The sequence below is a fragment of the Clostridium sp. UBA4395 genome (genome assembly GCF_002390995.1).
GTDB classification, from domain to species: Bacteria; Bacillota; Clostridia; order Clostridiales; family Clostridiaceae; genus Clostridium_J; species Clostridium_J sulfidigenes.
In genome coordinates, this window is the sequence record NZ_DGRF01000039.1 from 25,669 (window position 1) to 44,289 (window position 18,621).

General features: G+C 30.1%; 19 protein-coding genes, 1 riboswitch and 1 other annotated feature. Of the genes, 13 read left to right on the forward strand and 6 right to left on the reverse strand.

From position 1 onward, the window contains the following. Nucleotides 1-163: 163 nt before the first annotated feature. Both B2694_RS06255 and B2694_RS06260 read left to right on the forward strand, forming a co-directional pair. On the forward strand, nt 164-1,039 hold the full coding sequence (locus B2694_RS06255; RefSeq protein ID WP_346885021.1) for a YitT family protein: 876 nt from the start codon (nt 164-166) through the stop codon (nt 1,037-1,039). Nucleotides 1,040-1,125: 86 nt separating this feature from the next. After that, nucleotides 1,126-2,619 carry a leucyl aminopeptidase gene (locus B2694_RS06260; protein ID WP_346885022.1) on the forward strand — a complete coding sequence of 498 codons (1,494 nt, stop codon included), beginning with the start codon at nt 1,126-1,128 and terminating at the stop codon, nt 2,617-2,619. A gap of 98 nt (nt 2,620-2,717) precedes the next feature. Here B2694_RS06260 and B2694_RS06265 read toward each other — a convergent pair whose 3' ends face one another. Together B2694_RS06265 and B2694_RS06270 are read right to left on the reverse strand one after the other, a co-directional pair. After that, nucleotides 2,718-2,903, reverse strand: coding sequence for a hypothetical protein (locus B2694_RS06265; protein ID WP_035130839.1), 186 nt, complete (start codon nt 2,901-2,903; stop codon nt 2,718-2,720). A gap of 78 nt (nt 2,904-2,981) precedes the next feature. Then, nucleotides 2,982-3,185 (reverse strand): hypothetical protein, encoded by a 204-nt coding sequence (locus B2694_RS06270; protein WP_346885023.1) that lies wholly within the window; start codon nt 3,183-3,185, stop codon nt 2,982-2,984. Nucleotides 3,186-3,364: 179 nt separating this feature from the next. On the opposite strand from B2694_RS06270, the gene B2694_RS06275 reads away from it, so the two are divergent. Together B2694_RS06275 and B2694_RS06280 are read left to right on the forward strand one after the other, a co-directional pair. Beyond that, nucleotides 3,365-3,940 carry a nucleoside recognition domain-containing protein gene (locus B2694_RS06275; RefSeq protein WP_035130843.1) on the forward strand — a complete coding sequence of 192 codons (576 nt, stop codon included), beginning with the start codon at nt 3,365-3,367 and terminating at the stop codon, nt 3,938-3,940. A 14-nt stretch (nt 3,941-3,954) separates the two neighbouring features. After that, nucleotides 3,955-4,488 carry a spore maturation protein gene (locus B2694_RS06280; protein ID WP_346885024.1) on the forward strand — a complete coding sequence of 178 codons (534 nt, stop codon included), beginning with the start codon at nt 3,955-3,957 and terminating at the stop codon, nt 4,486-4,488. Between the two features lie 320 nt (nt 4,489-4,808). Here B2694_RS06280 and B2694_RS06285 read toward each other — a convergent pair whose 3' ends face one another. After that, a complete protein-coding gene (locus B2694_RS06285; RefSeq protein ID WP_346885025.1) occupies nt 4,809-6,194 on the reverse strand; it encodes an MATE family efflux transporter in 1,386 nt (461 codons plus the stop codon). A 427-nt stretch (nt 6,195-6,621) separates the two neighbouring features. Next, nucleotides 6,622-6,870 (forward strand) — a binding site (T-box leader). Between the two features lie 84 nt (nt 6,871-6,954). On the opposite strand from B2694_RS06285, the gene metG reads away from it, so the two are divergent. Together metG and B2694_RS06295 are read left to right on the forward strand one after the other, a co-directional pair. Then, complete coding sequence (metG, locus tag B2694_RS06290) at nt 6,955-8,889, forward strand: methionine--tRNA ligase (protein ID WP_346885026.1); 1,935 nt, start codon at nt 6,955-6,957, stop codon at nt 8,887-8,889. A gap of 31 nt (nt 8,890-8,920) precedes the next feature. Further along, complete coding sequence (locus B2694_RS06295) at nt 8,921-9,169, forward strand: TIGR04076 family protein (RefSeq protein WP_346846945.1); 249 nt, start codon at nt 8,921-8,923, stop codon at nt 9,167-9,169. A 21-nt stretch (nt 9,170-9,190) separates the two neighbouring features. On the opposite strand, the gene B2694_RS06300 is transcribed toward B2694_RS06295, so the two are convergent. After that, nucleotides 9,191-9,958 carry a histidinol phosphate phosphatase gene (locus tag B2694_RS06300; protein WP_346885027.1) on the reverse strand — a complete coding sequence of 256 codons (768 nt, stop codon included), beginning with the start codon at nt 9,956-9,958 and terminating at the stop codon, nt 9,191-9,193. Nucleotides 9,959-10,181: 223 nt separating this feature from the next. Here B2694_RS06300 and B2694_RS06305 point away from each other — a divergent pair, with 223 nt between their 5' ends. The 7 genes from B2694_RS06305 to B2694_RS06335 all read left to right on the forward strand — a co-directional run bounded on the left by B2694_RS06305 (nt 10,182) and on the right by B2694_RS06335 (nt 17,240). Continuing rightward, nucleotides 10,182-10,946 (forward strand): TatD family hydrolase, encoded by a 765-nt coding sequence (locus B2694_RS06305; RefSeq protein ID WP_346885028.1) that lies wholly within the window; start codon nt 10,182-10,184, stop codon nt 10,944-10,946. 319 nt (nt 10,947-11,265) lie between these two features. Then, the gene (locus tag B2694_RS06310; protein ID WP_346846948.1) at nt 11,266-12,291 is read left to right on the forward strand and encodes a 3D domain-containing protein; all 1,026 of its coding nucleotides are present in this window, start codon (nt 11,266-11,268) and stop codon (nt 12,289-12,291) included. 265 nt (nt 12,292-12,556) lie between these two features. Then, nucleotides 12,557-13,099: a ribonuclease M5 gene (gene rnmV, locus B2694_RS06315; RefSeq protein WP_035130849.1), complete on the forward strand. Its 543-nt coding sequence runs from the start codon at nt 12,557-12,559 to the stop codon at nt 13,097-13,099. A 1-nt stretch (nt 13,100) separates the two neighbouring features. Further along, complete coding sequence (rsmA, locus tag B2694_RS06320) at nt 13,101-13,943, forward strand: 16S rRNA (adenine(1518)-N(6)/adenine(1519)-N(6))-dimethyltransferase RsmA (RefSeq protein ID WP_346885029.1); 843 nt, start codon at nt 13,101-13,103, stop codon at nt 13,941-13,943. A gap of 101 nt (nt 13,944-14,044) precedes the next feature. Beyond that, nucleotides 14,045-15,661, forward strand: coding sequence for a hypothetical protein (locus B2694_RS06325; RefSeq protein ID WP_346885030.1), 1,617 nt, complete (start codon nt 14,045-14,047; stop codon nt 15,659-15,661). 94 nt (nt 15,662-15,755) lie between these two features. Next, nucleotides 15,756-16,340 (forward strand): hypothetical protein, encoded by a 585-nt coding sequence (locus B2694_RS06330; protein WP_346885031.1) that lies wholly within the window; start codon nt 15,756-15,758, stop codon nt 16,338-16,340. A gap of 93 nt (nt 16,341-16,433) precedes the next feature. Beyond that, nucleotides 16,434-17,240, forward strand: a complete 807-nt coding sequence (locus tag B2694_RS06335; RefSeq protein ID WP_346846952.1) for a hypothetical protein — start codon at nt 16,434-16,436, stop codon at nt 17,238-17,240. A gap of 79 nt (nt 17,241-17,319) precedes the next feature. Here the strand turns inward: B2694_RS06335 and thiT are convergent, their stop codons facing one another. After that, entirely contained in the window at nt 17,320-17,961 is a 642-nt protein-coding gene (gene thiT, locus B2694_RS06340; RefSeq protein WP_346885032.1) for an energy-coupled thiamine transporter ThiT, read from the reverse strand. Nucleotides 17,962-18,072: 111 nt separating this feature from the next. Then, nucleotides 18,073-18,168, reverse strand: a riboswitch (TPP riboswitch). Between the two features lie 139 nt (nt 18,169-18,307). Beyond that, the gene (locus B2694_RS06345) at nt 18,308-18,508 is read right to left on the reverse strand and encodes a cold-shock protein (RefSeq protein WP_343825141.1); all 201 of its coding nucleotides are present in this window, start codon (nt 18,506-18,508) and stop codon (nt 18,308-18,310) included. Nucleotides 18,509-18,621 lie beyond the last annotated feature (113 nt).

Consider the following 18,621-nt stretch of genomic DNA (forward strand, 5'->3'; position numbering starts at 1 on the left):
CATAACATATAAAAAATACATATAAAAAACTCTAAAAACTATATAATTATTATAATAATAAAAGTATAATTGAAATTAGTGTTTGCAACATGTATGATTCTATGCTATAAAACTAGTGTAACATAAATAATATAGTATAACACAAAATAAACGGGAGGGCAAAATGAAGGAGTTTTTTAACAAAAGTGAACTTAAAAATTATCTAATGATAATGGTTGGTATAACAATACTGGCTATAGGAATAAACGTATACTATTCACCACAACATTTAGTTACCGGAGGAGTATCAGGTTTAGCTATTATATTAGATTATGTATTTAGCATTCCACTATGGTTAACTAATGTAATTGTAAATATACCATTATTTATAGTAGGAATAAAAATAAAAGGGATGGATTTTGCAAAAAAATCTATATTTGGAGCAGCTTTTGTATCTGTTGCCCTTTGGTATACTAGTTTTATCCCGCCGGTTCAATCTGACTTATTAATATCAAGTGTATTTGGAGGCCTTTTTGTAGGAGCTGGAGTTGGATTAGTATTAAGATCATCTGCATCAACAGGAGGTACAGATTTACTTGCAATAATTATAAAGCATTATTTGAAGAAAATACCTATAAATCAAATAATGATGTGCATAGATGGAATGATAATAGTAGTAGGTTTATTTGTTTTTGGCGTAGAGAAAGCCATGTATGCATTGATATCTATCTTTATAGTTTCTAAAGTAGTAAATACCTTAGTAGAGGGTGTAAATTACTCTAAAGAAGTACATATAATCTCAGAAAAGTCTGATGAAATAGCACAAGAATTAATGAAGCACTTAAATAGAGGAATAACAAGTATAAATGGTAAGGGTGTATATACTGGAAAAAGTAAAGATATATTGTATATTGTATGCTCTACAGAAGAATTAATTGAGCTTCAAAGAATTGTAAAAGAAGTAGACACTGAAGCTTTTATAATAATAAATGATGTAAGAGAAGTAGTAGGAAGAGGATTTACTCAACCACAGTATGATGTATATAAAGAAGAAAAATAGAACATTATAGAAGGATTTAGAAAATAAGTATAGAAACTATTTAAGTATAGGATGTATATTCAGTTTTGAAAGGATAGGTGATTAATATGAATATAAAAGTGGAGAACTTAAAAAATGTTCAATCACATAACAATTCCAAAGGTATATTTTTATTTGAAAGTTATATGGAACTACAACAAGGATTTTTATGTGACAAATTAGATAATATCCTTAGTTGCTTAAGTGAAAGTAAAGAGTTCGCTGGCAAAAAAGGAGATTTATATACACTAACTAATATAGAAGATGGGTCTATACAAAAAACTATACTTGTAGGTCTTGGTGAAAAAGCTAAGTGTAAAGTAGATAATATTAGAAATAATACTTCTAAGTTAATCAAGGAAGTAATTAAACAAAAAATAAAAACTCTAGATTTGCATGTGAAATCTATGGATTGTTGTTGTAATTATGAAAAAGTTAAAGCTATTACTGAATCCATTATAATGACTACTTATAATTTTGATAAATATAAAAGTGATAAAAAAGAAGTACTATTAGAAGAAGTAAGAATTATATTTCATGAGGATCAAGATTTAGCTAAATTAAATGAAGCTGTAGAAGAAGGAAGACTACTTGCAGAAGGAAATTTAATTTCAAGAGAACTTGTAAATGAGCCTGCTAATATTTTAAATCCAGAGGCATTATCTAAAAAAGTTCAGCAGTTAGGCCTTGATCATGGATTCCAAGTTGAAGTATATAATAAAGAAGAAATTAAAAACTTTGGTATGGAATCATTTTTATCCGTTGGTAAAGGTTCTTCAAATGAACCCAAGTTAATTGTAATGAGGTACATGGGTGATACTGATAATAAAGAAAATATATTAGGTCTTGTAGGTAAAGGATTAACTTTTGATGCAGGTGGGTATTGCCTAAAAACTGCAGGAAGTATGTGGACTATGAAGAGTGATATGGGGGGAGCAGGTGCTGTTATCGGTGCCATGTCTACCATAGCAAGAAAAGGATTAAAGAAAAATATTGTAGCTGTAGTGGCTGCTTGTGAGAATTTAATTTCAGGAGATGCATATAGACCTGGAGATATAATTAATACTATGAATGGTAAAACCATAGAAATTATAAATACAGATGCTGAAGGCAGATTGACTTTAGTAGATGCTGTTACTTATATAATAAGAAAAGAAAATGTAACTAAGGTAGTTGATATTGCTACTCTTACTGGTGCTGTAGGTGGGGCTATAGGAAGTGCCGCTACAGGAGTTGTAACTAATGATGATGAATTCTACTCACTTTTAGAGGAAGCTTCTTTACATTGTGATGAAAGAGTTTGGAGATTCCCAACCTTTGATGAATATAAAGAAAAAATAAAAACTGGTAATGCAGACTTAGTTAACTCAACTGGCCCTGTAGGTGCAGGAGCAATTACAGCAGGATTATTTATTGGTGAATTTGTAGAAGATAAGCCATGGTTACACCTTGATATTGCAGCTACAGCTTTTACATCACAGACACCAAATAGAGAATATTTCTCAAAGGGTGCAACAGGAGTAGGGTCAAGATTATTATATGAAATTGCTAAAAAATATTAATAAACATAAAAAACCTGTGGAAACACAGGTTTTTAATGATAAAAGAGTATAACTTTTAATTTATCAAAGTTATACTCTTTCATTATGTAAATATTTAATTATAAGATACCTTCATTTTTTAGAACAGATTCAATTTCTTGAACTTTCTTAGCAAGAGAAATAAAGTTTTCTTTTATCATGTCCTCAGATACAGAATTAAATTTAATATTTTCTTCTAGTTTTTCAATAGTAGAAAGTGCTTCATCAATCTCTTTTTGCGCTTGCTTTAAATTAGTTTCATTCATAAAAAATCTCCTTTAGTTGTTTTATTTAATCTATACATTAAATGTTATCATTGAGAAGATTTAAATTCAACTATAAATTTAATGAAATGAATTATATGAGTTAGTATAAGACTTATCAATTTTGCTACTATGAAGGGAGTATACTTCTCCGTTAACTAAATCAACAACTTCTACAAGACCAGAATTATCATAAACTTTTCTAATGAATAACTCTCTATTGTTATAATAACCAGTAGCTCCAGGGTTTTGATTTTTCATTTCTACTATTTCGTTTAAATCCATAACATAATATACCTCCTAGTATAATTTTTAATAGTTTTTCCTAAAATGACAGTTTTTATGCAGGATAAAATAGAGGATAGAATTTTATATAAAATAAAAACCTAAATATTATTTAAAGGAAGAACATATATATTACATATAAATATATATTAATTTATTAAAGATATGGGAGAGTTTGTATGATAAATGTAATATGGTTCGGAATTTTATTTATAGGTATAGCGTTTGGTGTACTTACAGGAGATGGGGAGCTCTTATCTAAAACCATAGTATCAACTACATCAGATACAGTTAAGCTTATTATAGAGCTATTAGGAATGATGTGTCTTTGGTGTGGTGTGATGAAAATTGCAGAGAGAAGTGGACTTACAGACAAATTAGCCAGATTGTTAAAACCTATACTTAGAAGAATCTTTAAAGAAGCAGGAAAAGATGATAAGGCTTTAGGAGCTATAGTTATGAATCTTACAGCTAATATGTTTGGATTATCTAATGCAGCAACACCTTTTGGTATAAGAGCTATGGAGGAAATGGATAGAATAAATGGGCATAAAGATGTGGCAAGCAACGATATGGTACTATTTTTAGTGTTAAATGCAGCCTGTATTCAGTTTGTACCAACTACAGTTGTTTCTATTAGAGCCGCATTTAATTCTGGAAATCCAGGTTCAATAATTCTACCAGCACTATGTACTACAACCTTTGCATCTATACTTGGAATTATTTTATGTAAGTTTTTACAAAGGTACTTTTAAAGGAGGGAAATGCCGTGGAAAATATATTTGATTATTTTTTAAAGGGAATAATTCCAATAATCATAGGTGCTGTAGTACTATATGGCATTATTGCTAAGGTAAAAGTATATGAATGTTTTGTAGAAGGAGCTAAGGAAGGTATAAATGTATGTGTAAGGATTTTCCCTTATCTTTTAGCTATGCTTATAGCAGTAAATTGCTTTAGGGCTTCGGGGGCTATGGATTATGTTATAAACTTGATAAAGCCCGCTGTTAATGTGGTAGGTATACCTCCAGAAATCGTTCCGTTAATATTTATAAAACCACTGTCAGGTAGTGGAGCAATTGGAGTTTTCACAGATATAGTAAAAAGCTATGGACCAGATTCTTTCTTAGGATTTCTATCATCTATAATAATGGGTGGTACAGAAACTATATTTTATACTATTACTGTGTATTTTGGAGCTGTTGGTATAAAGAAGGTAAGGCACAGTTTATGGGTAGCTCTAATAGTTGATTTATGTGCCGTACTATTAGCAGTTAATTTAGCAGTAATGTTAATGAGATAAAGAAATTTGTTAATACAGGGGAGGAGTTTAATTAAAAGTATAGAACTTGTTTATATATAACATATTTTGTAAAATGTGTTATATAAGTAGATTCTAGATGGGAGAAAAAGTTATGGATGTTTTTATGGGGGATTTTTTTTATCTTCTTATCTTATTTTTTATAATAGGAGCTGTAGTTGCAACAATAAAAAGAATTTTGCGCTAGAGAGGAATTAAATTATATAAGAGATTACTTAAGAAAATAATAGTAAATGAAACTGCCTAATAAAGAGCATTAGCATACTTTATTAGGCAGTTTTTAATATATATCTATCAATGTTTTAGTCTAGCTTTGTTATATGACTATTTATAGGTTTTAGTTTTTTAACATAGAATATATAAAGTAGAAGTCCGTCTGCAGACCATTGAATAAAACATATAATCCAGAACACTGTTATTGATGTGCCTAGTAAATAAATAAATATAAATACTAGTGGAAGTCTTATAAACCAAGAGGTTATGAAGGCTATAGCAAATGGAGTTTTAGTATCACCATAACCTTTAAAAATTCCGCCTACAACCATTGATAGTGCCATGGCAGGTTGTTCTGCAGCAGCTATCATTAAACAAGCTGCCCCAAGAGAAATAACTTCAGTATTACTACTATCTATAAACATTTTAATAAGCTGTACTGGGAAAAGTAAAAATAATAATGTAAATATACACATTACACCTATCCCTAAAATCATAGCAGTACGGCCATATTCCCTGGCTTTTTTATAGTCACCTTCACCAACTTTATTTCCAACTAGAGTTGTAGCAGCAACGGCAAATCCCCACCCAGGCATAAAAGAAATAGATTCTAAAGTTAAAGTGATTTGGTTAGCAGCAAAGGCGATGGTACCAAGATGCATAATCATCATGCTTGTGAAAAGTCTAGCTAAGCTATAGGCAGCTTCTTGCATTCCAGCAGGGATAGATAAAGCAGTAATATTTTTTATTCTAGCTCCACTGAATTTCTTTAAGTATTTAAATTCAATTTTTACTAGGGATTTTTTATAGGTATATATAGCTGAATAAATAAATCCTGATATATTAGCTATAGTTGTAGCAATAGCGGCTCCTTTAACACCAAGTTCTGGGAAACCTAGTAAACCAAATATTAATATAGCATCTAAGGAAAGGTTAACTACAAGCATAACAATAGAAACAAGCATTGGAGTTTTAGTATTTCCATAGGATCTATTAACAGCATTTAACATACTAGATAACATATTAAAGGGCAAGCCAATACATACAATATTTATATAAGTTGTACCTAATCCTATTATGCTTGGCTCAGCACCAGCTAGAACTAACAATTTTTTACTAAATAAGAATATAAATAGTGTAGTAGCCATACTTACTAGGAATCCTAAAGAAAATCCTAAGGTTGCATATTCATTAGCCTTATCTAATTCTCTAGCACCGTATCTTCTTGCTACAATTGAAGTAATTCCAACAGATAAGCTTTGAGCAACTAAAATATTAGTAAAGGTATAAATAACTTCACTAGACATCCCTACAGTACTGACAGCAATATCCCCTCCATATTGACCTATAAGCATAGTATCAACAGTCCATATCATTGTATATAATAACATTTCTATTACAGCTGGTAAGGATAGTTTAAGTACATCCTTTACTGTAGATTTATTTAAATAAAGGTTCTTTTTTAATAATTCCATATAACTACCTCCTTTTAAAAAATTCCCTTTTAATTGCCTAATAATAATGTAAGAAAATTATGGCACATATATAATGATAATTCATATTTCCAAAAAAAAATAGATGTAATACAAATAAAAATAAATAAAGTATAAAAATTCATAAAAGTGAATAAATTACTATATAAATATACACCTATATAAATAGTTATATATAAAACTATAAGGCTAGTTAAATAGTTAAATAGTTAAATAGTTAACTATTTGTTGTGTTCATGCGGATTTCAGGGCTATTCTACCCTTTGAAGGTGTGATTAAACATATATCTAAAGGGTAGTTATGAATAATTATATTGCTACTATTTAATAATATATTAATAAACATAATATATTAATTTTACCGTTGACATAAAATAATTATAGTATTATCATATTAATTAATATTGATATTTAATGCGGAGAAAAGAAGAGTACTAAATGAAATTTTCTAAAGAGAGCTAGAATAGGTGAAAGCTAGTGAAAAAGAAGTTTGGGAACATGGTCTTGGAGCAGATTTTCTGAAGTGTAGCCACCAAGGAAAATAGGGAAGTCCCCCTTATAGGACAAAGTAATAAAGGCTAAGGCTAAGTTACTTATTGAGGTGTCTACTGTGAAGTAGATATGAATTAGAGTGGTAACACGTATATAACGTCTCTATGTAGAAATATTTCTGCATAGAGATTTTTTTTAGACTTAAAGCCAAAAGATATAATAAAAATACAATAATTTTAGGAGGAAGAAATATGACAAAGAAACCATTTTATATTACTACACCAATATACTATCCATCAGCAAATCTTCATATAGGAAATACTTATACAACTGTGGCAGCTGATGCTATAGCAAGATTTAAAAGATTTACAGGTCATGAAGTAATGTTTTTAACAGGAACAGATGAACATGGTCAAAAGCTTCAGAGAATAGCAGAAGACAAGGGCGTTAAACCAATAGAATACATAGATGAAATAGTATCTGGAATTAAAGATCTTTGGAAGCTTATGGACATTAGTTATGATAAATTTATTAGAACTACTGATGATTATCATAAAAGCTCTGTACAAAAAATATTTAATCAGCTATATGAACAAGGAGATATATATAAAGGCTCTTATGAAGGTTGGTATTGTACACCTTGTGAAGCTTTCTGGACAGAGACTCAAGCAGTAGATGGAAAATGCCCAGATTGTGGTAGACCAGTAGAGAAGGCAAAAGAAGAAGCATATTTCTTCAAAATGTCTAAATATGCAGATAGACTTTTAGAGTATATAGAATCTCATCCAGACTTTATACAACCAGAATCAAGAAAAAATGAAATGGTAAATAACTTCTTAAAACCAGGATTACAAGATTTATGTGTATCAAGAACATCTTTTGATTGGGGAATACCAGTTGAGTTTGATAATGGTCATGTAATTTATGTTTGGATAGATGCTCTTTCAAACTATATAACTGCATTAGGTTATAACCAAGAAAACACGGAGCTTTATAAGAAGTTCTGGCCAGCAGATGTACACTTAATAGGAAAAGATATATTAAGATTCCATACTATATATTGGCCAATTATGTTAATGGCATTAGGATTAGAGTTACCAAAACAAATATTTGGTCATGGATGGCTTTTAGTTGATGGTGGTAAAATGTCTAAATCTAAAGGAAATGTAGTAGATCCAGTGATACTTGTAGATCACTTTGGAGTAGATGCTGTAAGATATTACTTACTACATGAAATACCTTTTGGTTCTGACGGACTTTTCAATAATGAAATATTCATAAAGAAAACTAATTCAGATTTAGCTAATGACCTTGGAAATTTAGTTTCAAGAACTGTAACTATGGTAGAGAAATACTTTGGAGGAGTAATTCCAGCTCCAGATGTTAAGGAGGCTATCGATGAAGAGTTAATTTCCGTTGCATTAGAAGTACCTAAGAAGGTTGAAGCTGAAATAGAGCATTTAAGAGTTTCTGATGCACTAGATCATATATGGACATTAATTAGAAGAACCAATAAGTACATCGATGAGACAACTCCTTGGATATTAGGTAAGGATGAAAACTTAAAAGGAAGACTTGCTACAGTTCTTTATAACTTATGTGAAAGTTTAAGAATAATATCTTCTTTAACTTCAGCATTTTTACCAACAACAAGTGCCAAAATAAATGAGCAATTAAATATTTCTAATTTTACATGGGAAAGTTTGACTTCTTTTGATGGTACTGTTGCAGGGACTAATGTTAATAAGGGAGCTGTAATATTCCCAAGAATAGATGTGGAAGCTAAAATAAAAGAACTTGAAGAAATCGCTGAAGCAGCTAAAAAAGCTGCACAAAAAAAAGAAATAACTCCAATAAAAGAAGAGATAACTATAGATGATTTTGAAAAAATTGACCTTAGAGTAGTTAAAGTTTTAGAATGTGAGCCAGTTAAGAAAGCTAAAAAACTTTTGAAATTTAAGGTAGATATGGGTGGAGAGATTCGTCAAGTTATATCAGGTATTGCAATGCACTGCAAGCCAGAAGATTTAATTGGAAAGAACGTAGTTTTAGTTGCTAACCTTAAGCCTGTAACTTTAAGAGGTGAAATATCTCAAGGTATGATTCTTTCTGCAGCTACAGATGATGATTCAAAATTATGTGTAGTAGATCCAGGTGACATTGAATCAGGTTCAATAGTACGATAATAAAAGGTAAATAAATCATTGGGGGAATTATATGGGAAAGGTAAGAATAACTGTTTTAGAAAGTAAGTGTAGGTGTGGATATCATAAAAAAGGAGACATATATGAAGTGGAAGATATTTGTCCTCCCATTTGTCATGAATTGTGGCAAAATATTTATCCAAGTGTATATACTTTACTTAATGGAGGAGATTTAGATTTTGGAGATGAACGTAGAAAGATGTTTCAGCTTTCATGTCCAGATGGAGGAAGGGTGAAAGTTAAGGGAGAAGTTATAGAATAAAAAAATAGAAGGCCTGAGTATTTAGAAAAATTCAGGCTTTCTGTTTTTAAAATATATTGGCTTAACATTACATAGATGGCATAATAAAAGAGCTTCTTTAAAATTGTTATTAATAGCGGTAGGATTGTGGGAATCAGAACCAATAGTTACATATTTCCCTCCTAATTCTTTATATCTACTATAGATTTTTTTTAGATTATCAAAGGTTATATTGCTTTTTATTCTACGAGTATTTATTTCCATAACAGTATTAGTATCAATACAAGTTTTTATAACACTATCTATTAAATCATTATATTTATCATAGTAAATCTCACTATCACTTACAGGTGCATATCTGGATATATAATCTATATGACCTAAAGTATCTATGTAAGGATGAGTTTTTATACAGTCACAAATTTCTTGAAAGTACTTAATTAGAACTTCTCTATAGGATAAGCCTTCATAAATATACGAGTATCCAATATCAATATTGCTTATTGTATGCTGAGAACCTATAACCTGATCAAAGTCATAGGAATTTATAAGCTTTTCATTATCTTCTTTATAATCTAGAGACATCCCAACTTCTATACCTAATAATAGATTATCACTTCTGTATTCTCCGTACTCCTTAAAGTAATTATCTACATTAAAACGAAATCCAGCCTCCTTAGGATAATTTAAATCCATATGGTCTGTAATAACTAAACCTATGTTGTGTTTACCTGCTGTATTAATAGCATCAGTAAGCCTCATGTTAGAATCAGTAGAAAAACAAGTATGCACGTGGCTATCAAAAATCATAAGATTACCCCCTTAAATATTACTATATAATTATAACACAGTATAAACTTACTCTTTTGTTATCATGAATAAATTTACACATATTGGATAAAATCTAAATACCTTACTAGATTATATATATAAGTGAATTTTAGATATAGACAAAGATTAATTTACCATATATGATAAATTAAATGATAAATATAGAATTGATAAAAATTTAACTTATGAAAGTGGGGATAATATGATATTTGATTCACATGCTCATTATGATGATGAACAATTTGATGATGACAGAGATGTTATTTTAAAAGAGATAAAAGATAAAGAGGTTATAGGAGTAATAAATTGTGGTTCTAGCTTGAAGGGTCTTGAAATGTCTGTAAAGTTAGCTGAAGACTATGATTTCATTCATGCTGCTGCAGGAATTCACCCAGAGAATGCTGATGAATTTAGGGATGAAGTTAAAGAGAGAATACGTAGCCTAGCTATGGACAAGAAGATAGTTGCAATAGGAGAAATAGGACTAGACTACTATTGGGAAGAAAACCCTTCAAGAGAAGTACAAAAGAGAGTTTTTAGAGAGCAAATGGCTATAGCTAAAGAATTTAATTTGCCTGTTATAATTCATGATAGAGATGCCCATGGAGATACCCTAGAAATATTAAAGGAATTTCCTGATGTAATAGGTGTAGTCCACTGCTTTTCAGGAAGTGTAGAATTCTCTAAAGAATGTTTAAAATTAGGATATTATATAGGGGTTACTGGAGTAGTTACTTTTAAAAATTCTAAGGTTATAAAAGAAGTGGTAAAGGAATTACCCCTAGATAGGTTATTGGTAGAAACTGATTGTCCATATATGGCACCAACACCAAATAGAGGAAAGAGAAATCAATCAAATTATATAAAGTTTATCATAGAAGAAATAGCTAACATTAAAGGTACAAGCAGAAAACAAATTGAAAAAATTACAATATTTAACACAAAAAGCTTGTTTAATTTAAATTAGTGAGGTATAATTTGAAATATAAATTTGAAAGTGTAGTTAAGATATATTAAATTATAGATATAAATTTCATTAGTTTTTAAGTCAAATGTATATAAAGAATAAATGAACTTATTTTTGCATATGTATAGTATAAACCTGTACTTATCACCCCGGAAAGACTGAAACTAAAAAACAGAAAAGCTATTATTTTAATTATTATTTTATTATGCATAGTATGCATTAAGTTCAGTCAATTCAATGATTAGAGTGCTAAATTTGACATAACTACGGTATCTAATATATAATAGCAAAGTACTCTTGTCTGAGGGAGGTAATCTTTATGATGATTAAATTCAAAGATAAATTGAAAAGCAATTTTTCAATTTGGCCAAAGACGGTGTTCGTTGTTGTATTAATTCTATTAAGTGCCGCAGTTACTATTTGGGGGTTAAGGAATACCGTTGAAGTAGTAGTTGATGGTCAAAAAGTAGAAATAACTACATTATCAAAAAATTTAAATACTATACTAGAGAACAACGGCATAACAGTTGCTCAGAAGGATAAAATTTCTGTGGAACTAGACAGCGAAGTTAATGATGGTGACATAATTTATATTAATAAGGCAGTAGATGTAGAAGTAGTGGTAGACGGAAAAAACTTATCAATAGCATCAGCAGAGAAAACAGTAGAAGATATGTTAGAAGCTGAGAATATTAAAATAAGTCAAGAGGACAAGATAGTTCCGTCTATGGATGAAAATCTACAAGCAGGTATGACTGTTGAGGTTACAAGAGTAAAGAAGGAGCTTTTAAAAGAAGTTCAACCAATAGCTTTTGAAACTGAAACAAGAAAAAACTCTGAACTTAACCAAGGAGTAGAAAAAGAAGTTCAAAAAGGCTCTATGGGTGAGAGAACTATCACAACAGAGGTTGTGTATGAAAATGGTAAAGAGGTTAATAGAAGAGTTGTAAAAGAGGTTGTTAGTAAAAATCCTATAAATAAGATAATAGATATAGGAACCTTAGCTGTTGTAAGACCATCACGTGGTGGCAATGCAAAAGACTTTGCATATTCAAGTATGATATCTTGTGTATCAACTGCCTATACTTCCGATAGGGGAGATTCAGGTACTATAACAGCAACAGGTACAACTGTTAGACGTAATCCAAATGGATACAGCACTGTAGCTGTAGATCCAAGAGTAATTCCATTAGGAACAAAACTTTATATCGAAGGATATGGACTTGCCATTGCAGAAGATACAGGGGGAGCCATAGTAGGTAATAAGGTTGATGTGTATGTTAATAGCTATGATGAAGCTGTTAACTGGGGAAGAAGACAGGTTAACGTTTATATTTTAAAATAGGAGCATAGGCTCCTATTTTTTTATTTAAGATGCCTAAAATTAAATATGCTATGATATAATTACATTGAGAAATTTTAAAATACAAAGAAATAGATAAACAGAGTTCTTAGCTTCTTCGAAGCTTAGAAATCGTTATCCAGGGACGTAGCTGCTCTTTACTCCCACTTTGAAGAAGGTGGGGGTATTAGAGCAGGTAGTCATCGGATAATTTTTATATAAAAGTTACATAATATTTTATATAGCATAATGCAGGACGGAGGCTTTTATGATTAAGGAAGTAATAGTGGTAGAGGGACGAGATGATGTGACAGCTGTAAAAAGAGCTGTTGATGCTGAAGTAATATCAGTTAGTGGGTTTGGTATAAATAGTAAAGTTATTGAAAGAATAAAAGAGGCTAATAAGAGACAAGGGGTAATAGTTTTAACAGACCCTGATTTTGCTGGAGAAAAAATAAGAAGAATTATAGCTAAAAGAGTCCCTAATATTAAGCATGCTTATATAACTCAAAGTGAAGGAAGAAAAGGTGATAATATAGGAGTTGAAAATGCTTCACCAGAAACTATTATTAAGGCTTTAAATGGAGCAAAGTGTGAATTAAAAGAGCCTAGACATGAGTTTACTATACAAGATATGCACTATTTTAGATTAACAGCAGATAAAGATGCTAAAAAAAGAAGAGATGCTATTGGAAGAGAATTAGGAATAGGGTATAGTAATACAAATCAGCTATTAACTAGATTAAATAATTATGGTATATCTAAGGATGAGTTTGTAGAAGCTATGAAGAAGGTAGATAAGGAGATTTAGTATGGATAAATTAAATACAAAAGAACTAGTTGAAAAATATAATTTTAAGTTTACTAAAAGTTTAGGACAAAATTTTTTAACTGATTACACAGTGCTTGAGGATATTGTAGAGGGTGCAAATATAACTGAGAATGACTACGTAATAGAGATAGGTCCAGGTGTTGGAACTTTAACTAAGGAGTTACTTAAAAGGGCTAAAAGAGTTACTAGTATAGAGTTAGATTCTAGATTAATACCTATTTTGGAATCAGAGTTATCTAGTTATGAGAATTTTAGTTTAATAAATAAAGATGCTTTAAAGGTAAATTATAGAGAACTAATAGGTGAAGAAAAAAGTGTAAAGGTAGTAGCTAATTTACCATATTATGTAACTACGCCTATAATAGCAAATCTTTTAAATGATAAATTAGATATAAAATCTATAACTATTATGATTCAAAAGGAAGTTGCAGAACGAATTAATGGAGAACCAAGTACTAAAGAATATGGAGCATTTACTCTACTTGCAAAGTATTATTGTGATACAAAAATTATAAGGAATGTACCTCCAAGTTGTTTTATCCCATCTCCTAAAGTAGATTCTATAGTTATTAGATTAGATAAATTAGATAAACCTAGAGTTGAAGTGAAGGATGAAAAACTTTTCTTTAATATAATAAGGCAGTCTTTTAATATGAGAAGAAAAACTCTATGGAATAGTATGAAGGCTATAGGATTATCTAAGGAACTGCAAGAAAAGGCTTTTGAAGATGCGAGTATTAATCCAACTAGAAGAGGTGAAACTCTAACAATAGAAGAGTTTGCTACTTTAGCAAATAAGATATACGAGATTCGCCTTAAATAGACGAATCTTTTTTCTTATAAAAATAAATAAAGAATATCCTTCATTTTTTATACATAATAGTCATATATTATAATGTATAAATAAAAATGGAGGTAGAGAGTATGCCGTCTAGAAAAAGCTATAATAGATTTTTTATAATATTACAAGAAGATCAAAAAGGATATGGACTAGATTCCAATAAAACACCTTCAGGCTACGCTAAGTTAGAGGTAAGAAATGATAAAGCAAAAGCCTCATTTTATGCTCAAAATCTTAAAAAGCAAAAGGGCCCATACTTTATGATTTTAATAGTTCAAGGAAACAATGGTAATGAACTAATAAATCTTGGTCGAATCAATATAGATGATGGCGGAAAAGCTGATGTTAGCAATGAGTTTGATGCCAATAATTTAGTAAATACAAACATAGGTATGGACAAGGTACAAGGAGCAGCTATTGGTAAGATAAGTGCAGATAAAGTTATGCCTGTAATGGTAGGGTTTATTGGAGGGGAAGAGCTTAAAAACTGGCAGAACTATCCTCTAGCTAAGAGTGATAGTAATACTGTAAAAGAAAATAATAGTACAACTACACCAGTAAAAGAAACTCCAAAATCAGATAATGGAAATATGAATAAAGTAGTGCCTCAAATTCAAAATACAAATTTAGGGCAGCAAGAAAGTAATACTGGAACTATGCAAAACAACACCAATAATACACAGCAACAGACAGGAGTATCACAAAATACAGGAACTGATAATACACAGCAACAAACAGGAATGCCGCAAAATGTAGGAACTGATAATACAAACATTACTAATCCTCCATATGGTGGAATTATTCCTAATATACCAGGAAGTACTTCTATTCCTATGCCAAATATAAGTGCACCAGGAAGTACTTCTAATCCTACCACTAATACTAATATACCTGGAATCGCTCCTACTCCTATCCCTAATATCAATATACCTGGAATCACCCCTACTCCAATGTCTAATACAAGGAGCGATGAAAATTATATAAGTGATGAAGTAGATATTATTGATGTTGAAGAAATTGAACCTTTGGTAAAGAATGATCTAATAAATGAACAATTAGAAAATAATGATGAAGACTATATTGATGATGAGAATAGAATATTTGAAGAATATGAAAAAGAAATAGAAAGGTTAAAAGATTATAGAAAAAAACACTCTAAAAAGAAGAATAAATATGATGATTGTAAGGTGAAAAAACCATATGATCATGACGATATGGATAAAAAATATGAAGATTGCAAACCAGAGAAACATAAAAAAAGTGAATGGAATGATAAGGATTATCCAATGGGAACTATGGGTAAATTTTTTAAAGAAGTTATCTATGGCTTAGAAAAGATTGGTAGTAATGAGAATATTAAAAATTGTTTTTGGTACAAAGCTCATGTAAAAAAATTAGAGGATATGTATTGTGTTTATGATTACAATAAATATTCTGTGGTGTTCTACCCTATGATTTGCTATTATCCTTATATATCACGACATGGAAATTTCATGGTTGGATATAAATGTGATGATGAAGGTAATTTAAAATATATTATATATGCAATACCAGGCACAAGAGATTTGGCAGACCAACCATATGAAGGAAAGACTGGTTTCGTAACTTTCATGCCAGATGAAGATAATGATAAAACAGGTCATTGGTTAATGTATTATGATATAAAAGGCAATACTGTGGTTGTACCAGTTAAGAGGTAAGATAATATATGAATTTAAAACTCCGAATTTTATTCGGAGTTTATTCTATTTTTTGAAAAAGGTACATAGTATATTAATAAAGGGAGGGTAACATATGAAATTAGTAGATGATAATATGAGAAAATTAGGATTAGCAATAATACTAGCAGGGCTTATGATAGTTATATTAGGAGTTGGAAAATATTTTGAAGAAAGTCTAAGAACAGCTACATTAACTCAGAATAGTATGGTTGAATTTAAGCAATATGATATTCTAGATGGTAAAATAAAATATAAGTTACCTAGTAGCTGGTTAACTACAATAAAAGAGAATAAAGATGATAAAATTGTATACTTAAATGAGTTTGTTTCAGATGATGCTAATACTTATGGTTCTATAGAGCTTATAAGTAGCAGTGAAGGTGTTAAAGCAACAATAGATAAGTGCATAGCAGATGTAGAGGGTATGGGAATAAAAGACTATAAAAAAGAAAAAGTGAAGATAGATAATATAGAATTAGATTATATTAAGTATGATTTAAAAAGTAGTAAAGAAAATGTAAAAAGAACCTATGAATATTATGTTCCATACGATGATTATGTGGCTAGAATAACATTTATAATTAGTGATAAAAAAGCTAGAGAGAATACACAAGTGGTATTTGAAAATATAGTTAAAACTTTTTCATTTGAAAAGTAAAAGAGTTATTTGATTTAATGTATAACAACTATTATAATAAAACATATGATAAAGAATGAAAAATTCTAAGAATTTTTCAAGTGGAGGGCAAAGGTGAGAAGAGTAAAGAGTAATTTCATAGTTATATTATTAATAATATCATCATTACTAATTTCCGCTTGTGGTATAAGGGGAAATAGTGATTTTAACTATATGCAAGAAAGGAACATTATGAAGGTTACAATTCAGAGTACTAGAGATAAAAGTTATAAGTTTACTGTTACTGACAAAGATGTAATAAATGATATATATAGTATACTTTCTAGTGCAAGTGTTGTTGAAGAAAAGTCAACCTTAGACCCAGACTATACTCTGGAGATATATGAGAGCCCAACAGAATTTAAGACCTTTAATTATGTAGCTGGACTTGACAAAAAGGATGGGGCAAATCTGTATAATGATGATAATAAGTATATTGTTTCTAAGAGGCTTGATAATGATATCATAAAAAACTTTGCAAATATAAGAAAACCTATCGACTTTGAGTATGTATATTATACTTCTATTTTAAGTTGTATAGATAAGTACGTATCCGCTAATAAAGATGCAGGTAATGTTGGAGTTAATGTATCTAGTGATAATATGGCTGCACGTTTTCAAATATCCACAGAGATTGAGGAATTTAAGAAGAAAGTAAATAAACTTAAATCAGTAACATTCATGGATACCTCTGTTACCAGAGATGATTTTAATGTAGTTATGAATATAAAAACAGAAGGATATACATCTAAGAAATACAAAGGTATTGTTACCTTTGAAAAGACTAAAAATGCTTCCTCTACTAGCTATTATATAAGTAACGTTTATGATCGTGGAGAATGGAAGTTTAGCATAAGTGATGAAAAACCGGAAGATTTCTAAAAGTAAAATAAATATAGTAATTAAAAGGATATAGCATGATGATTGAATGATCGTCATGCTATATCCTTTTTAAATTATCTTATATAGAATTATTAGTATAAGGAGCTAATCTTTTTGTAAGATTATTTAAATTTATAACTGAGCATACAGCTATGCAAATTATACAATCTATAAGAATATAAGTACCATTATATACTAGTGAATATACTGCTGGAGTTAAGTTATATTTAGCAGCATAACTTCCCCAGAAAATTATTCCTGCTATGTAGTGGAATGTAAATCGTGCAAAGAAAGCAACTATTATAGCTAAATATTTATTTTTCTTAAAAAATCCTGAAAGTCCAATTGCCATAAAAGGCAGAGTATAGTCAAAAAGAACTTGAATGGGGTGAAGAATATATGTAGGTCCTATAACGAAGTTTAAGATACCATACACAAAGCCAGTGAACATTCCTATAGTAGGTCCATAAATTAAAGATATTATAATTATAGGTAGCATACTAGCAAGAGTTGCACTTCCACCTAAAGGAAATTCAAAGAATTTGAAAAATTGAAGAATTACCGACATGGCAACTGCTAAAGCTATATGAGTTGTTAACCTAGAAGTAAACTTGATATGTTTAACTTTTATAAACACACATAATAGAATTAGGACACCAAGTAAGGTGGCAAGAGTTGTCCAACTAGCTAGAATATTTTTCATATTTTCTAAGATATTCATAAAGAGTCCTCCTTAAATTAAGTAGTGCTAAGGACTAATGTTAAAGCAGAAGTTATACTCTGAAAAAAAGCCATGTTCGTAAGAACACGGCTAAATAACTAAGCATTAACTTAAGCTTATTAATCGCTTCCCTACGCTAGCATTATCTAGGTCAGGTAAAGGGTAATGAAAAATCATTTCTCAGCCGGAGCACCCCTAGCACAATATATTATTTTATATTTTCATAATAGCATACATAGTTTTATAGTTCAATAGAGCCCTATATAAACCGAATAAAAATAGAGACCACGAATTTAAATCGTGTCTCTAAAATGATGAATAATACATATTTCTTTAAAATATATATCTATATTTTTGTAACATTTGCTGCTTGAGGGCCTCTATCCCCACTAACTATCTCAAATTGAACCTTTTGTCCTTCATCAAGAACCTTATAGCCATCTCCCATTACAGCAGAGAAATGTACAAATACATCTTCATGACCTTCCATAGATATAAAGCCAAACCCTTTTTCACTATTAAACCATTTTACTGTTCCTACTTCCATATAATCTCCGTTAAGCAACTTTAATAGTTGCACCCTTTTCAACATACTCAGTTTTGCGGTGCTACTCCTGTTGGTCGTGTACTCAAGGGTATCGAATCTTAATATTATTAAGA

Excerpts from the sequence above, each read along its gene's own strand:
- B2694_RS06255 (WP_346885021.1), top strand. The coding sequence starts at position 164 with ATGAAGGAGTTTTTTAACAAAAGTGAACTTAAAAATTATCTAATGATA.
- B2694_RS06260 (WP_346885022.1), top strand. The coding sequence starts at position 1,126 with ATGAATATAAAAGTGGAGAACTTAAAAAATGTTCAATCACATAACAAT.
- B2694_RS06265 (WP_035130839.1), bottom strand. The coding sequence starts at position 2,903 with ATGAATGAAACTAATTTAAAGCAAGCGCAAAAAGAGATTGATGAAGCA.
- B2694_RS06270 (WP_346885023.1), bottom strand. The coding sequence starts at position 3,185 with ATGGATTTAAACGAAATAGTAGAAATGAAAAATCAAAACCCTGGAGCT.
- B2694_RS06275 (WP_035130843.1), top strand. The coding sequence starts at position 3,365 with ATGATAAATGTAATATGGTTCGGAATTTTATTTATAGGTATAGCGTTT.
- B2694_RS06285 (WP_346885025.1), bottom strand. The coding sequence starts at position 6,194 with ATGGAATTATTAAAAAAGAACCTTTATTTAAATAAATCTACAGTAAAG.
- metG (WP_346885026.1), top strand. The coding sequence starts at position 6,955 with ATGACAAAGAAACCATTTTATATTACTACACCAATATACTATCCATCA.
- B2694_RS06295 (WP_346846945.1), top strand. The coding sequence starts at position 8,921 with ATGGGAAAGGTAAGAATAACTGTTTTAGAAAGTAAGTGTAGGTGTGGA.
- B2694_RS06300 (WP_346885027.1), bottom strand. The coding sequence starts at position 9,958 with ATGATTTTTGATAGCCACGTGCATACTTGTTTTTCTACTGATTCTAAC.
- B2694_RS06305 (WP_346885028.1), top strand. The coding sequence starts at position 10,182 with ATGATATTTGATTCACATGCTCATTATGATGATGAACAATTTGATGAT.
- B2694_RS06310 (WP_346846948.1), top strand. The coding sequence starts at position 11,266 with ATGATGATTAAATTCAAAGATAAATTGAAAAGCAATTTTTCAATTTGG.
- rnmV (WP_035130849.1), top strand. The coding sequence starts at position 12,557 with ATGATTAAGGAAGTAATAGTGGTAGAGGGACGAGATGATGTGACAGCT.
- rsmA (WP_346885029.1), top strand. The coding sequence starts at position 13,101 with ATGGATAAATTAAATACAAAAGAACTAGTTGAAAAATATAATTTTAAG.
- B2694_RS06325 (WP_346885030.1), top strand. The coding sequence starts at position 14,045 with ATGCCGTCTAGAAAAAGCTATAATAGATTTTTTATAATATTACAAGAA.
- B2694_RS06330 (WP_346885031.1), top strand. The coding sequence starts at position 15,756 with ATGAAATTAGTAGATGATAATATGAGAAAATTAGGATTAGCAATAATA.
- thiT (WP_346885032.1), bottom strand. The coding sequence starts at position 17,961 with ATGAATATCTTAGAAAATATGAAAAATATTCTAGCTAGTTGGACAACT.
- B2694_RS06345 (WP_343825141.1), bottom strand. The coding sequence starts at position 18,508 with ATGGAAGTAGGAACAGTAAAATGGTTTAATAGTGAAAAAGGGTTTGGC.